At 47.0% G+C, this 16,491-nt stretch carries 11 protein-coding genes; 1 reads left to right on the top strand and 10 read right to left on the bottom strand.

The features are described 5' to 3' along the window. Positions 1-8 precede the first annotated feature (8 nt). The 4 genes from tuf to rpsL form a co-directional block, all read right to left on the bottom strand. Positions 9-1,202, bottom strand: a complete 1,194-nt coding sequence (gene tuf, locus BUA56_RS07010) for an elongation factor Tu (protein ID WP_072850312.1) — start codon at positions 1,200-1,202, stop codon at positions 9-11. Positions 1,203-1,348: 146 nt separating this feature from the next. Beyond that, positions 1,349-3,466 carry an elongation factor G gene (gene fusA / locus BUA56_RS07005; protein WP_072850310.1) on the bottom strand — a complete coding sequence of 706 codons (2,118 nt, stop codon included), beginning with the start codon at positions 3,464-3,466 and terminating at the stop codon, positions 1,349-1,351. Positions 3,467-3,480: 14 nt separating this feature from the next. Continuing rightward, positions 3,481-3,951 carry a 30S ribosomal protein S7 gene (gene rpsG, locus BUA56_RS07000; protein WP_207650920.1) on the bottom strand — a complete coding sequence of 157 codons (471 nt, stop codon included), beginning with the start codon at positions 3,949-3,951 and terminating at the stop codon, positions 3,481-3,483. Between the two features lie 246 nt (positions 3,952-4,197). Further along, the gene (gene rpsL, locus BUA56_RS06995; protein WP_072850306.1) at positions 4,198-4,614 is read right to left on the bottom strand and encodes a 30S ribosomal protein S12; all 417 of its coding nucleotides are present in this window, start codon (positions 4,612-4,614) and stop codon (positions 4,198-4,200) included. Positions 4,615-4,887: 273 nt separating this feature from the next. Here rpsL and BUA56_RS06985 point away from each other — a divergent pair, with 273 nt between their 5' ends. Continuing rightward, entirely contained in the window at positions 4,888-5,886 is a 999-nt protein-coding gene (locus tag BUA56_RS06985; protein ID WP_072850302.1) for an N-acetylmuramoyl-L-alanine amidase family protein, read from the top strand. A gap of 56 nt (positions 5,887-5,942) precedes the next feature. Here the strand turns inward: BUA56_RS06985 and BUA56_RS22935 are convergent, their stop codons facing one another. From BUA56_RS22935 to rpoC, 6 genes are all read right to left on the bottom strand, one after another. Next, a complete protein-coding gene (locus tag BUA56_RS22935) occupies positions 5,943-6,083 on the bottom strand; it encodes a hypothetical protein (RefSeq protein ID WP_158640986.1) in 141 nt (46 codons plus the stop codon). 28 nt (positions 6,084-6,111) lie between these two features. Further along, positions 6,112-8,205: a serine/threonine-protein kinase gene (locus BUA56_RS06980; RefSeq protein WP_084067730.1), complete on the bottom strand. Its 2,094-nt coding sequence runs from the start codon at positions 8,203-8,205 to the stop codon at positions 6,112-6,114. Between the two features lie 14 nt (positions 8,206-8,219). Then, positions 8,220-10,175 (bottom strand): lysozyme inhibitor LprI family protein, encoded by a 1,956-nt coding sequence (locus BUA56_RS06975; RefSeq protein ID WP_072850299.1) that lies wholly within the window; start codon positions 10,173-10,175, stop codon positions 8,220-8,222. A 94-nt stretch (positions 10,176-10,269) separates the two neighbouring features. Beyond that, positions 10,270-10,971: a LytR/AlgR family response regulator transcription factor gene (locus BUA56_RS06970; RefSeq protein ID WP_072850297.1), complete on the bottom strand. Its 702-nt coding sequence runs from the start codon at positions 10,969-10,971 to the stop codon at positions 10,270-10,272. Between the two features lie 13 nt (positions 10,972-10,984). Then, the gene (locus BUA56_RS06965; protein ID WP_072850295.1) at positions 10,985-12,679 is read right to left on the bottom strand and encodes an ATP-binding protein; all 1,695 of its coding nucleotides are present in this window, start codon (positions 12,677-12,679) and stop codon (positions 10,985-10,987) included. A 97-nt stretch (positions 12,680-12,776) separates the two neighbouring features. Continuing rightward, positions 12,777-16,481, bottom strand: a complete 3,705-nt coding sequence (gene rpoC / locus BUA56_RS06960; protein WP_072850293.1) for a DNA-directed RNA polymerase subunit beta' — start codon at positions 16,479-16,481, stop codon at positions 12,777-12,779. Positions 16,482-16,491 lie beyond the last annotated feature (10 nt).

The following is a 16,491-nucleotide window of genomic DNA, read 5'->3' as shown; positions in this document are numbered from 1 at the left end:
ATGGACAATTACTCAATAATCTGAGCAACACGTCCTGATCCTACAGTACGTCCACCTTCACGGATAGCGAATGTAAGACCCTGATCCATAGCGATTGGGTGGATCAGTTCGATTGTCATCTCTACGTTATCGCCAGGCATGCACATTTCTGTACCAGCTGGTAATTCGATAACACCTGTAACGTCAGTTGTTCTGAAGTAGAACTGAGGTCTGTAATTGTTGAAGAAAGGAGTATGACGTCCACCTTCATCTTTTGTCAGAACGTAAACCTGAGCGGTGAATTTTGTATGGCATTTGATGGAACCTGGTTTTGCAAGAACCTGTCCTCTTTCGATTTCAGTTCTCTGAACACCACGAAGCAGAGCACCGATGTTATCACCAGCCTGAGCCTCGTCAAGTAATTTACGGAACATTTCGATTCCAGTTACAACTACTTTACGTGTCTCTTCTTTGATACCAACGATTTCAACTTCTTCAGATACATGCAGAGTACCAGCTTCTACTCTACCTGTAGCAACTGTACCACGTCCTGTGATAGAGAATACGTCCTCTACAGGCATGATAAATGGCTTGTCTGTATCTCTCTGAGGATCTGGAACCCATTCGTCAACAGCTTTCATTAACTCAAGGATCTTATCGCCCCATTCGCTCTGAGGATCTTCCAGAGCTTTTAAAGCGGAACCCTGGATGATAGGAGTATCATCGCCTGGGAATTCATACTCGTTCAGTAACTCACGGATCTCCATGTCTACTAACTCAAGTAATTCTTCGTCATCTACCATATCACATTTGTTCATGAATACAACGATATATGGTACACCTACCTGACGGGATAACAGGATGTGCTCTTTTGTCTGAGCCATAACACCGTCTGTAGCAGCAACAACTAAGATAGCGCCGTCCATCTGAGCAGCACCAGTGATCATGTTCTTAACGTAGTCAGCATGTCCTGGGCAGTCAACGTGTGCGTAATGTCTGTTCTCTGTCTCATACTCAACGTGAGCTGTAGAGATAGTGATTCCACGTTCTCTTTCTTCGGGAGCTTTATCGATATTTTCGAAAGCAACAGCCTGACCTGTACCTAATCTTTCGTGAAGAGTCTTTGTAATAGCAGCTGTTAAGGTTGTTTTACCATGGTCAACGTGTCCGATGGTACCAATGTTACAATGCGGTTTGTTTCTTTCAAATTTAGCTTTAGCCATTTTGAATGTCCTCCTTAATACATATGCGCCCCTCTGGGCAAATTGTTTTTTTTCGCTATTTTACTACTGAACCTGCTATCCTTGATTATATTGCAAAACAGGGATATTTGCAAGGAAAATTTAACAAGTTATAGGATAAAACGGGATTATTTCCCTATTGCAGAAATAACTTTTTCCTGTACAGACTTCGGTACCGGCTCATATCTGTCAAAGAACATGGAGTAGTTGCCTCGTCCCTGTGTTCTGGAACGCAAGTCTGTAGAATAGCCGAACATCTCAGCCAGCGGAACGAATCCACGAATCATCTTGCCGCCTCCGATGTCGTCCATACCCTCGATACGGCCACGGCGGGAGTTGATATCACCGATAACATCACCCATGTAGTCCTCCGGAGTAGTAACCTCGACTCTCATAATAGGCTCCAGCAGTACAGGAGCAGCTTTCTGCATTGCTTCCTTGAATGCCAGAGAACCGGCAATGTGGAATGCCATTTCACTGGAGTCAACCTCATGGTAAGAACCATCGTATACAGTAGCATGAATGCCAACAACAGGGAAACCGCCCAGAGATCCGGCCTTCATAGCTTCCTCGATACCCTCTCCTACTGCAGGGATGTATTCCTTCGGAATGGCACCGCCCACAACTGCGGTATCAAACTTGTACAGTTCTTCACCGTTGGCATCCATAGGCTCGAATCTAACTTTACAGTGTCCGTACTGTCCGCGTCCACCGGACTGTTTGGCGTACTTGCTGTCAACATCTGCAGATTTTGTAAAGGTTTCTTTGTAAGCAACCTGAGGAGCACCTACGTTTGCCTCCACTTTAAACTCACGCAGAAGTCTGTCCACGATGATTTCCAGGTGAAGCTCACCCATACCGGCGATGATTGTCTGTCCGGTCTCCTTATCTGTGTGTGCGCGGAAGGTTGGATCCTCCTCGGCAAGTTTTGCAAGAGCCTCGCCCAATTTACCCTGTCCTGCTTTTGTCTTAGGCTCGATAGCCAGTTCGATAACTGGTTCGGGGAATTCCATAGACTCAAGAATAACGGGATGCTGGTCATCACATATAGTATCGCCAGTAGTTGTGAATTTGAAACCGATAGCGGCTGCAATATCTCCTGCAAATACTTTATCTAACTCAGCTCTCTTATTGGCATGCATCTGAAGGATACGGCCAACACGTTCTTTCTTATTCTTAGTAGCATTTAATACGTAAGAACCGGAATTCATAGAACCGGAATATACTCTGAAGTATGCCAGCTTACCAACGAATGGGTCTGTCATAATCTTGAATGCCAGCGCGGAGAATGGTTCGTCGTCGGAAGAATGTCTCTCGATCTCGTTTCCATCCAGATCAATACCCTTGATTGCGGGAATGTCTGTAGGAGCCGGCATAAACTCAAGGATTGCGTCCAGCAGTTTCTGAACACCCTTGTTTCTGTAAGCGGTACCGCAGCAAACCGGAATACAAGCACATTCGCAGGTTCCTTTTCTCAGAACCGCTTTCAGGCTTTCTACAGACGGCTCTTCCCCTTCCAGGTACTCCATCATCAGGTCGTCGTCCAGCTCACAGATTTTTTCAACTAATTCTGTATGATACAGTTCTGCATCATCCTTCATATCTTCGGGAATATCTGTGATTGAGATGTCTTCGCCCTTTTCATCGTTGTAGATGTAAGCTTTCATCTCAAACAGGTCAATAATTCCCTGGAAATCGTCCTCTTTGCCGATTGGCAGCTGAAGACAGATTGCGTTTTTACCTAATCTTGTCTTAATCTGATCTACTGCATTGTAGAAATCAGCTCCCAGAATATCCATCTTATTGATGAATGCCATTCTGGGTACGTTATAGGTATCAGCCTGACGCCAAACGTTTTCAGACTGAGGCTCAACACCACCCTTTGCACAGAAGACACCGACAGCGCCGTCTAATACACGGAGTGAACGCTCAACTTCTACTGTAAAGTCAACGTGTCCCGGAGTATCAATAATATTGATACGGTGTTCCAGAGCACCCGGCTTAGTCTTACAGTTTTCCTGTAAAGTCCAGTGGCAAGTTGTAGCGGCTGAAGTGATTGTGATACCCCTTTCCTGCTCCTGTTCCATCCAGTCCATGGTAGCAGTACCTTCGTGTGTATCTCCAATTTTATAGTTAACACCGGTATAATATAAGATACGCTCGGTCAGAGTGGTCTTACCCGCATCAATGTGGGCCATAATACCAATGTTCCTGGTTCTCTCTAATGGATATTCTCTTCCAGCCAATGGATTTTCCTCCTTTAGAATCTATAATGAGCAAATGCCTTATTAGCTTCTGCCATCTTATGCATGTCTTCTTTCTTCTTTACAGATGCTCCTGTATTGTTCATAGCATCTAAAAGCTCATTAGCCAGTCTATCTTCCATTGTCTTTTCTCCTCTTTTGCGGGAGTACAATGTAATCCAACGAAGTGCTAACGCCTGACGTCTCTCAGGTCTTACTTCGATAGGCACCTGGTAGGTAGCTCCACCGATACGTCTTGCCTTTACCTCAAGTACAGGCATGATATTGTTCATAGCTTCTTCAAATACTTCTAATGCTGGTTTTTCAGCTTTTGCTTCAATCTTAGCGAATGCTCCGTATACAATCTTCTGAGCTACACCCTTCTTACCGTCTAACATAATGTTGTTGATAAGTTTGGTAACTACCTTGTTGTTGTACAGAGGATCTGCCAAAACGTCTCTTTTTTGAGTATGTCCTTTACGTGGCACGTTACTTCCCTCCTTAATCATTCCATTGATATAGCAGAATTCATCTGCTTTTGATTAAATCATAGGTACTCACATGGCGTATTCACACCTACTATGTGTTCGCACTCGGTAAATTCTCTATCGATAAACCCGCAGCCACCGCTAGGTTCTTCTGGAATCCCGGTACAAATGATAGCGTTTTGTGATTCTATTGATTTGTTTAATTAGTTAGTCCGTATTACCAGTGCTTTTCTGGCCTTCGGTTAATTATTTCTGTTTTGGTCTCTTAGCACCGTATTTAGAACGTGCCTGTCTTCTATTAGCAACGCCTGCAGTGTCAAGTGTTCCACGTACGATATGATATCTGGTACCTGGTAAGTCCTTTACCCTGCCGCCACGGATCAGAACAACGCTGTGCTCCTGTAAGTTATGACCTTCTCCCGGGATATAGCTTGTTACTTCGATACCGTTGGAAAGACGAACTCTGGCAATTTTTCTAAGAGCTGAGTTAGGCTTCTTAGGAGTCGCTGTCTTAACTGCTGTACATACACCTCTTTTTTGTGGTGATGACATGTTTGTGGATTTCTTCTTTAAAGAGTTGAAGCTCTTCTGAAGTGCCGGTGCAGTAGACTTCTTTACAGATGTCTGTCTTCCTTTTCTTACTAACTGATTAAATGTTGGCATTCCAATTCACCTCCTGTATTATTTTCTTCCTTAATTCTTTGGAATATTGTGGCTGCTGGTTGTTATTCCTGTGAATAAAAACCTTTTTTGGGCGCACGACTAGCGTGTAATTCCATGCGCACTTATGTATTATAGCTTTTGCAGCAAGTCGTGTCAAGGAATTTTTTGCAAATTTTTCTTTCAAAAGCCTGATTTTCCCAAGATTGTTGACGCTTGCGCCTGAATACTATAAAATAAGAAGCACAAATACAAAACGTTTAATTGGAGGTACCTATGGATCAGTCGCCGCAGAAAAGGCCTAAAAATGTAGTTATTCTCTGTGCAGTGCTGGGGGTTGCAGTGCTGGCAGTTGTTCTCTTTCTTCTTATTCCAAAGCTTACCGGAAGCAGCAGGGATTCCCGCAGCAAAAATGCTGATGCAGGGAATACAGTCCTCTCGGAGAACGAGGACGCCGATGCACTGTCAGACGCCCAGGAGAATGCCGATATTCCGGAAACCCCAAAGAAGGAGGAGGAACCTGAAACCATAACTGCTACTCCTCCGGAGGAATCCAAAGAAGCACCGTCCCAGACCCAGGAGACACCCGAGGCTCAGACACCGGCTCCCCAGGAACAGCCGGCGAGTCCTCCTGAGCCTGAGGGAAACGGGCATATTGTTGCGGTTGATGCCGGACATCAGGCCCAGGGAAACAGCGAACAGGAGCCCATCGGCCCGGGGGCCGGGGAAACTAAGGCAAAGGTCGCGTCCGGAACAAGCGGAAGCGTATCGGGCCTGCAGGAGTATGAGCTCAATCTTCAGGTTTCCCTGAAACTCAGAGACGAGCTTCAGGCAAGAGGGTATGAAGTAATCATGATACGGGAAACCAACGATGTGAATATCAGCAACGCAGAGAGAGCCCAGATTGCCAATGGGTCCGGCGCGGAGATCTTTTTGAGAATTCATGCCAACGGTTCTGACGACAGTTCCGTGAACGGCGCGCTCACTATGGCGCCTACCTCCGGAAATCCCTATGTCAGCAATATCGCTGCAGCCTCTCAGAAGCTCTCCGGGGATGTACTTGACTGCTATTGTGCAGCCACAGGATTCAAAAAGCGTTCGGTCATGGAAGTGGATAACATGAGCGGCATCAACTGGTGTACAATCCCTGTTACTATCGTAGAGATGGGATTTATGTCTAATCCGGAGGATGATGCCAGGATGGCGGATGAAGCTATGCAGTATCAGATGGCAGAAGGTATTGCCGACGGTGTGGATCAGTATTTTACGGAATAAGTTATATCAAAACACCGGAGCCGGGGTGATATGCCCCGCTGCTCCGGTGTTTTTGTTCACTCTTCCTGCCGGATATCCTCCAGCAGTCTTTTTCTCTGTTTTTTGAATACCTTCTGCAGTACAGCCGTTCCCAGAAGGCATAACGCCATTCCCGCTATCCCGCCGTAAAACATAACTGTTCCTGTGGTAATTGCCATATATGCTCCCCCGCTTTCCTGATCCCTCTCAAGTTATCCATCCGCCCTTAACTGCCTGCTGGTAGAGTTCCTCCAGGCGCTTCATCTGGGGATCCGTCTCATTATTGTCCAGCTGCTTCCGGTATAATTCCTCAGCCTTCTCATAATACTGGCCAAATTTCTGGTAGCTTCTCCTGCTGTTTTCTTTTTCTGCCTGCCGGTCAGCCTCCAAAAATGCAAGATTTTTATAAATGCGGTAATCTTCCCCATATGTTTCCAGCATGCGTCCCAGTTCCTCCTGAGCCAGGTCAAATTTCTTCTGCTGACGGTATAAGGCTGCCAGATTCTCATCTGTAGTGTATGTCCCCCAGCCATTGTCCCTGATGCTCAGCAGCGTATCCGCCGCTTTTTCTATATATGTGTTATCCTGGCTGTATTCCGCCATATCCATATATGCCTGGGCCAAGCCCTCCAGCACAGCCACCTGCTGTCCGGCAGGCAGACCCGCCTTTGTCTTTTCCAGCAGAGCAATTTTTTCCAGGCACCCTTCCTTGTCTTTTCCAGCACTGTCAATGGCCCTGCAGGCCATCACGCAGGCCCGCATACGAGTATAGTCATCCGCCGCCTCTTCCAGGCACTGCACAAAATATCCCTTCGCCGCTGTATAATCCTCTTTCTGAAACGCAATCTCACCCTTCACATAAACCAGGTCTCCGCTGTCTGCCCCGTTCTCCTTCGCTTCGTCCAGAGCCTTTTCGGCAGCGTCCAGATCCCCGCCTTTGGCAAGTGCGATGGCGTAATCCCGGTAATAGTCACTGTTGCGGCTATCTGCACGAATCGCCTTTTCGTAGCTTCTGGCCGCGTCAGGATATTTTTCTGTATGTTCATACGCATTTCCCAGCAGATAGTACACATTCCCCAGCATCTCATCCTGTTCCAAAAGCCTGCTGTCCGTAAGAATTGTGCCCGTAATGTACAAAATATTTTCCTCATACTCGCCCTGGGCATTCAGAGCTGCTGCTTTCTGATAGTAAGCGTCTATCTGGTGGGGAAATACCTTAAGTGCTTTTTGATAGAACGTTTCGAACTTCTCAAAGTCTGCTTCCTCAATGCTGTGGGATGCCTCTTTTATATAGCCTTCATATTGCCGGGCTTTGTCCTGCTCCATCTGGATATTTCCTCTGACTGTAAGACCCCCGCACAGTAAAAAGACTGCCCCCAGGCCTCCGTAAATCACTCTTTGGCGGAATACCAGCCTCTGATACCGTTTATCCTGCCTTCCCATGCCCTGAATGGCCAAAAGAAGCTCTGAAGCGCTCTGAAACCGCTGTTCCGGCCTTGCCTCCAGGCATTTCATTATTATGCCGGCGAATACCTCGCTGATTGTCACAGACGCCCCTGAGACACCATTTTGTCTCTGCCTCTCTCCCGGCCCCTGGGATTCTCCCCGGGAAGCTCTGTACTCTCTGATATCTCTGATATCACCCGGCCGTCTGGCAGGTATCCTTCCTGTCATAAGGTGATAGAGCGTTGCTCCAAGGCTGTAGATGTCCGCACGCGCATCTACTGTACGATATTGACTTTTTTCTTTCACAGATCGATTGTGCTTTGCAGCGGCAATCAGCTCGGGGGCTGCATAGCCGGGGCTGTAGCCATACACTCTGGTACCCTGTCCGTTCAGCACTGCTGATACGTTAAAGTCAATCAGACAGATATTTCCCTCCGGTGTCAGCATAATATTGGCCGGCTTAATGTCGCTGTGCACAATGGGGGGCTTCCTGCTGTGGAGATAGCTTAAGGTAGAGCATATCTGCACCGCCCACCCTGCTACCTGCTTCTGGGAGAATGTCCGCCCTTTATCCAGATATTCCTGAAAGGAATGACCGGGAATAAAGTCCATTACAGTGTACACATCCCCGTCTATCTCCAGAAAATCCAGCACCTGGGGGATGCAGGAATGACGCAGGTTTTTCAGAATATCTGCTTCGATTCTGCTGTCTCTGAACCCCAAAATGCTGCTGTTGATCTTTTTCAGCACAACTTCTTTCTGCAGGCGCTTGTGATAGGCTTTATAGATCGTGCCGCCCTTCCCGGCGCCGATCTTTCCTATTATGTCATAGGTGTCCGAAATACGTTCCAGCATAATTTATTCTTCCCTTATACTTCCGGCAGCCTGTCTGCCAGTTCATATACTCTCTCTTTTGTCATCTGGGCCATCTTGCCCGGTATCTCAGTTGCCAGTATAGTGCCGCCCTGATATTCCTCCTGAAGCGCCTCTGCGGCAGCATCCTTGCTCTCAATCCAGGCCCGCTCTTCAGACTTTAAGACCTCCTGTTCCTGGGGGCTTATATGGTTCATGAGCTCCTGATAAACTTTGTTCAGTTCACCGTCCCATAAATTATAGATCTCAGTGCACTTCTGCCCCATCTCTGCATTGGAGTAACTGTTCGTCTGAAGATCCGCATATATTTCACTGCATTTACTCTCGATCTGCGCGATCTCCTCCTGGTACTGCTTCTTCAGTGTCCCCGCAGCCGGCGCCCCGGCTGTAACTGGTTTGTCAAATCCATACTTCTCTTTGTTCTCTGCCAGCTTTGTTTCATCTGTACTGTCAAACTGAACAACCGCAAATGCAGGCCGTGTCTGGCTGTATCCGGTAACTTCCGTTGTCACAGACACAAGGTCCGTGGTGTCCTTCTCATTTCCTGAAAGCTTCTCCTCAAAGGGATTGGGTGATTTCACCTCTTCCAGGGATGCCAATATCCAGTTTTCCGCCGCCAGCTTTTTTCTCTGCATCTCTTCGAAATAGCTGTCCATCCAGGTACAGGAAAAACCGTATGGGGAGAGTTCCTGGTAAAGTCTGTCTTTTACATCTGTACTGCTGTCACTTGTCATATCTGCAAGAAGTTTCCCCTGTACATAGGTCTCCTGGCCCTGAGGGGATGCGGCGGCCTTCTCCCTTTTCTCTGCCAGTATATCCCTCAGATACACTCCCGTATCTTCCTCCAGGTGCAGCCTGCAGACTACTTTTCCATTCTCTACCGTTCCCAGAAGGAATTGGGTGAAAGCCGTGCGCTCTCCGCTTGTGCCGTACACGCCGTATGTATGGCTGATGAAGCCAAGGTAGGTTATCCCGCTGTTTACCTTTAAAAAGGCCTGTACCTTTTCCTTATTCCCCTCACTGGGGAAGGTATTCCTGCAGGGAACTCTCAGTTCCTCTCCTTCCAGCTTTTTCACCTGTCCATCCACGGCCTTGTAGATATCCGCCTGCAGCCAGTTATACTGGTATTCCTCCGGTATCTGACGGGTATAGAGCACCGCCATCTCATCCGTTCCGTCGTTATCCATATCTGCATAGGCAATCCCCAGGATTCCTCCCTGGGCTTTCAGGGTATTCTGGTACTCCTCTGTATATGTGTTAAAGTTACTTACTTCCTCCTGTGTTCCCAGTGCTTCAAGATTCGGGTATTCCGCGGCGGCTCCTTTCATCTCACTGAATGGGAATTGAGTGCTTAGAGTATTCTTTACATAGTCCATGTAAACCTGATGCGGGTCCTCCGCCTGGGGCTTTGATGGTTTGGTCTCTGTTCCGGCCTCCTGTGCAGGTTTATCCTTATCTGTCTCCTCATCACGGGTGTTTGACGGCTTTGACGGCTTAACAGGAATTTTATTGTCATCCGCCCATTGCTTTAACGCATCTGCCCCTATGAGATCCTCTGTCTCCGCGTATATGGTTTCTGCCTCCGCATAGAGTATCTCTCCGGCTGACGCTCTTTCTTCCTCAGGCAGATCACTGATCTTTTCCATTGCTATGGTAATCATCTTTTTAGCACCTTCCTCATCCTTCAGCCCCCGGCAGGCCCTGGTCAGACCCACATAAGCATCCGCATTGGAAGGATCAATATCTGCGGCATCGCCGAATGCGGCTTTCGCCTGGTCGTAATCCATCTCATCCAGATATTTATTTCCCAAATCCAGCTTTTCCTGAAGGTGGCCGGCCTTTGTCTGATTCACCCCCAAAATCACTCCCAGCACGATTATCAGCACTATACAGGTCCCCCCTATGCTTAGAGGAAGAATCAGCTTTTTATTCCATTTCCCAGGATATCTCATAATAGACAACTCCTTTCTGCCTGTAACGTTTACCAACCTTCTGTCTGTTCTGTAATTATATCACTTTTTCCTCCGTCACTTTAGACAAAGTTTCTTAAAGTTTAAAGTACTTCATAAAAGCTTCCTTGGACTCCTGATACTTCGATCTGCTCACCGGTACCTTTTTGCCTGATTTTAGGATAATTCCCTCCGCAGAAAGATATTTAATATAATTCATATTAACCATATAACTCTTATGGCATCTGAGAAAACCCGGAAGTTCCATGGCTTCCAGTTCATCCAGCTTCATATATACTTTATAGACCTGATTTCTCTCGTATATGTACAGGATTCTCTTATCGCTTTCTACATATACAATGTCTCTGCTGTCCAGCTGATGGAGAACCCCCTTAATATGAAGCGTCACTATATTTTTCTTTTCCTTGTCCCTGACCTCCTCACACCTTCTTAGGGCGTCTCTCAGCCGATGTTCTTCCACAGGCTTCAAAAGCAGTGCCACAGGCCGGACCCGGAAAATATCCTGTACATATTTAATGTATCCTGTAATAAAAATAATTGGAATCTCCGCACAAAAATCTTCAATTTTTTTTGCTGTGTCTATCCCATTTTCGTTGTCCAGCTCTATATCTAAAAAAACAGCGATGACATCCCCACGCTCTTCTTTCAGCCATTGAATAAGGTCTTCGGCGCGCTGAAATACAGCAATCTGCGCCTCACCCCCATATATCTCCATGACCTTCTCTTTTAATCCTTGGGTCACCTCAGTATCATCATCACAAATCGCAAATTTCTTCACATTCTCATCCCCTCTAATATATCTTAACCATTACTGTAACAGAAAACAAATGGTCCTTCTCCTCAACCTGAAGTACGCCATCGTACTTCTCCACCATACTGCGCACAATCTTCATTCCAAACCCATGATTTTCTTTGTCTTCCTTTGTAGTGGCAAAATGATTTTCTATAGAGGAATATCCCTCATTTTCTGTATAATTGTCAATTCTTATTTCCCAGAAATTAGCCTGAACTGCAGTTCTCAGATAAATGTACCCGGAACCGGCAGGCCCTTTCCGGCAGGCTTCTATGGCATTGTCCAGAAGATTGCCCAGAAGCCCCACGGTATGTATATCCTCCATCTGAGACTCCTCTGGAAGAAGGACCTGTATATCAGTCAAAATATGAAACTTTCTGCACAAATGCAGCTTGGAGTGAAGCATGGCATCCACAGGGAAACTGCCTGTGATCCCCTCATCGATAGCCGCGTCGCACTGTTCCAGCAGTTCCTTTTCATATCCCTCTCCCTCTGCCCTCTGCTGCAGCCACCTACGGACACTGCGCACCTGCTCCGCCAGCTCTTCAAATTCCTGCTGACCTTCCTCCCAGTGCATAAGCTGCTGTCTCAGCCAGGCATTTTCCCTTTCTATCTGCTTCTCATGGTAAAAAAGCATGACATAAACACTTGCTAAAAAAAGCATCACAAGCGTAAAAATGTAAATCCATATCAGATAACGCCCGCTCACAATTAAAGCGGCTAAAATGCCAAAACTGAGGAGACAGGCAATCAGCGATACGTCCCTGACCAACCGTTCCCATCTGCTGACCGCAGGCCTCTCTTTTTTGGGGGCCAGGGACACCTGCTTCACAGAATCTACTGCCCGGTCAAGCGCCTGCTCCAGCTGTTCCCGGTATGCAGATGCCTTGTCATGCTCCCCTGCTTTTTCCATACGGTCAATCACCGCAGCATGGTTAGCCAGGTCATGGCGCATTCTTTTTATAGATTCCTGGGACTGATAGTATTCCTGATAGTAGCGGGACTGCTCCCTGAGGCTGGCCTGAAGGATCTCATTCTCACGCTTCTTCCCGGCCCTCCTGCTCCAGAGGAATCCCAGATAGGTATAAAGGATCTGCGTACACATACCAAAAAAAATTACATCCATAATCAGGTTGCGCTGCATACTCCTCATATCCAGTGCTATCACCATGGCAATCATAAAAACCTGAAGCAGGAACAATACCTCAATTACCTTAATCTTAACTTTATAAAATACTCTGTTCTTACAGCAGATAACCACTGTGGCGAAAGAAAGCAGCAAAAATACCACGCCCACGCCCCATAGGGGAGATACGTCTCCTGAGTCTGTATAAATCAGGACATTCCTGCCGGTCACTCTAAAAAAAAGCATACAGAGTATCCGGTACACGACATTTGAAATCCCATCATAGAATTTATATAATAAAAAATTCCGGAATCCATCCCAGGTAAATGCCGTCAGGAGCAAAAACATAACAACAGTATCTGCGATAATCAAAGCTGCGGTCAGACTTATGTGCGTCACCGTACCCTGATTGCAGAAAATCTGAAACAAAGCGATATAGCCTGCAGTCACCCGCCTGCCCCACCTGCGGTTCTCCCTGTAGTTCTCTATATAGGCAAAGAGATACAGGGATATTAGGACATTTATGAGAGCCACAGCTCCGCCTGCTAATAATTGATATCCACTCATCTATTCCCTTTTTATGCATCTGTGCCCCCGCACTTTTGCATCTGCGACAAAAAAAGCGGGAATTCCCCAGGAATTCCCGCCCTTTATACTTTGATCATTACTCTTCTGTGTCTTCAGAAACTAACATTTCTTCATCTTCAGTCATATCTTCTTCCGCTTCGTCCATAAACATCTCAGCGGCGGTCTCATCGTCAATTTCATCCATATCCAGTTCAAAGTCTTCTTCGAAAGACAACTCATCATTTTCTTCCATATCCGTGTCCAGCTTCACGTCTTTATAACGCTTCATACCGGTTCCGGCAGGAATCAGCTTACCTATGATTACGTTTTCCTTCAAACCAATCAATGGGTCTACCTTACCCTTAATGGCGGCCTCTGTCAGAACCTTTGTTGTCTCCTGGAAGGACGCTGCAGACAAGAAGGAATTCGTTGCCAGTGATGCCTTTGTGATACCCAGCATCACCTGCAGGCCGGTTGCCGGCTCTTTGCCTTCAGCTGCCAGTTCCTCATTTTTTTCCTCGTAGTCTAATACATCTACCAGAGTTCCGGGCAGGAAGTCTGTATCTCCATTATTTTCAATGCGAATTTTTTTCAGCATCTGGCGAACAATAACTTCAATGTGCTTATCGTTAATCTCTACACCCTGCAGACGGTATACTCTCTGAACTTCCTGAATCATATAATCCTGTACGGCACGTACCCCTTTGATTTTCAGAATATCGTGAGGGTTAACGCTACCTTCTGTCAGCTCGTCGCCGGCTTCCAGATACTGGCCGTCCTGGATCTTGATCCTGGAACCATAAGGAATCAGATAGGTTTTGGAATTACCTTCTTCATTATCTGTAACAGTAATTTCTCGTTTTTTCTTCGTGTCTTTAATATTGGCAACACCCTTGATCTCTGTAATAATAGCGAGACCCTTCGGCTTTCTTGCCTCAAAAAGCTCCTCCACACGGGGAAGACCCTGTGTGATGTCTCCGCCGGCCACACCGCCGGTATGGAAGGTACGCATGGTCAGCTGTGTACCTGGCTCACCGATAGACTGTGCCGCGATGATACCTACAGACTCACCTACCTGAACCGCCTCGCCGGTTGCCATATTGGCACCATAGCACTTAGCACACACACCAATATGTGACTTACAGGTAAGAATCGTACGAATCTTAACGGAGTCAAATGGTTTCCCCTGAGCATTTATGCCCTCTTTCATAACTCTGGCCGCACGCTTGGGAGTAATCATATGATTTGCCTTGACAATAACTTCTCCCTTGGCATTCTTAATGGTCTCACAGGAGAATCTTCCCGTAATACGTTCCTGAAGGCTTTCAATCTCTTCTTTGCCGTCCATAAACGCTTTTACCCACATGCCCGGAATCTCATTCTTATCCGCGCAGCAGTCAACCTCACGGATAATCAAATCCTGGGATACATCAACCAGACGTCTGGTGAGGTATCCGGAGTCAGCGGTACGAAGCGCAGTATCGGACAGACCTTTACGGGCTCCGTGGGCGGACATAAAGTATTCCAGTACGTCCAGACCTTCACGGAAATTGGACTTAATCGGAAGCTCAATGGTATGACCGGTTGTATCTGCCATCAGTCCACGCATACCTGCCAGCTGCTTGATCTGCTTATCAGAACCACGGGCGCCGGAGTCAGCCATCATATAGATGTTGTTATACTTATCCAGACCGTCCAGCAGTGCTCTTGTAAGCTTATCATCCGTATTCTTCCAGGTCTCAACAACTTCCTTGTAACGCTCCTCCTCTGTGATAAGACCACGCTTATAGTTCTTGGTAATCATATCCACAGTATCCTGAGCATTCTGAATAAGCTCTGGTTTTTCCGGCGGCACAGTCATATCGGAAATCGATACCGTCATGGCAGCCCTTGTTGAATATTTGTAACCCATAGCCTTGATATCATCCAGCACTTCCGCTGTCTTCGTAGCTCCATGGGTGTTGATAACTTTCTCCAGAATCTGCTTCAGACCCTTTTTGCCCACATGGAAGTCAACCTCCAGAAGAAGCTCATTGCCCTCAACACTTCTGTCTACAAATCCCAGATCCTGGGGCAGAATCTCATTGAACAGAAAACGGCCCAGTGTGGACTCTACATTGCCGCTCAATATTCTTCCGTCCGGCATAGTTTTTGTACAGCGTACAACTATCCTGGACTGTAGGGTGATAACCTGGTTTTCGTAAGCCAGTATTGCCTCATTTACATTTTTGAAATGCATTCCCTCGCCTTTGTAGCCCGGTCTCTCCTGGGTCAGATAGTAGATGCCAAGCACCATATCCTGAGAGGGAACAGCCACAGGGCCGCCGTCAGAGGGCTTCAGCAGGTTATTCGGTGAGAGAAGCAGGAAACGGCACTCTGCCTGAGCTTCCACAGATAAAGGAAGGTGCACAGCCATCTGGTCTCCGTCGAAGTCAGCATTAAACGCGGTACATACCAGAGGATGCAGCTTAATAGCTTTACCTTCTACCAGGATAGGCTCGAATGCCTGAATGCCCAATCTATGAAGAGTAGGAGCACGGTTCAGCATAACCGGATGCTCTTTAATCACCTCTTCCAGCACATCCCACACCTCAGGCTGGAGTTTCTCAACCATTTTTTTCGCATTCTTAATGTTATGGGAGGTACCGTTTGCTACCAGTTCCTTCATAACAAAAGGTTTAAACAGCTCAATGGCCATTTCTTTCGGCAGACCGCACTGATAAATCTTCAGCTCCGGTCCTACTACGATAACAGAACGCCCCGAGTAGTCTACACGCTTGCCCAGCAGGTTCTGGCGGAAACGTCCGGACTTACCCTTCAGCATGTCAGACAGGGATTTCAGGGCACGGTTTCCAGGCCCTGTCACAGGACGGCCCCGGCGGCCATTGTCTATCAGCGCATCCACAGCCTCCTGAAGCATTCTCTTTTCGTTCCGGACGATAATATCCGGAGCGCCCAGCTCAAGCAGTCTCTTCAGACGGTTATTTCTGTTAATAATACGTCTGTATAAATCATTCAAGTCAGACGTTGCAAAACGTCCGCCGTCCAGCTGTACCATAGGGCGAAGGTCCGGAGGAATGACAGGGATAACTGTCATAATCATCCACTCGGGACGGTTTCCGGATTCGCGGAACGCCTCCACTACCTCCAGGCGTTTAACGATACGTGCACGCTTCTGCCCTGTAGACTCTTTCAGACCTCGTTTCAGTTCTGCTGACTCTTTCTCCAGATCAATGGCTTCCAGCAGTTCCTTAATGGACTCTGCCCCCATACCCACACGGAAATCATAGCCCCATTTTTCTCTGGCATCCTGATATTCCTTTTCTGTAAGAACCTGTTTGTACTGCAGATCCGAATTGGCCGGATCCAGGACAATATAGTTGGCAAAGTACAGAACCTTTTCCAGTGTTCTCGGAGACAGGTCCAGAATCAGTCCCATTCTGGACGGGATCCCTTTAAAATACCAGATGTGTGACACCGGAGCAGCCAGTTCAATATGGCCCATGCGCTCTCTGCGGACGCTGGCCTTTGTCACCTCAACGCCGCATCGGTCACAGACAACGCCTTTGTAGCGAATCTTCTTGTATTTTCCGCAGTGACATTCCCAGTCCTTGCTTGGGCCGAAGATTTTTTCACAGAAAAGGCCGTCTTTTTCCGGTTTCAGGGTTCTATAGTTAATTGTTTCTGGTTTTTTAACTTCGCCTCTTGACCAATCTCTGATTTTTTCAGGAGATGCCAATCCAATTTTTATGGCATCGAAGGTCATTGGCTGGTAAACTTCTTTATTTGTTGTTTCTGGCATTTATGGTTTT

The organism is Lactonifactor longoviformis DSM 17459, assembly GCF_900129135.1.
In the GTDB taxonomy this organism is placed as follows: Bacteria; Bacillota; Clostridia; order Lachnospirales; family Lachnospiraceae; genus Lactonifactor; species Lactonifactor longoviformis.
Note: the sequence above shows the minus strand (reverse complement) of the source record. Positions and strands in the feature narration are given on the sequence as shown.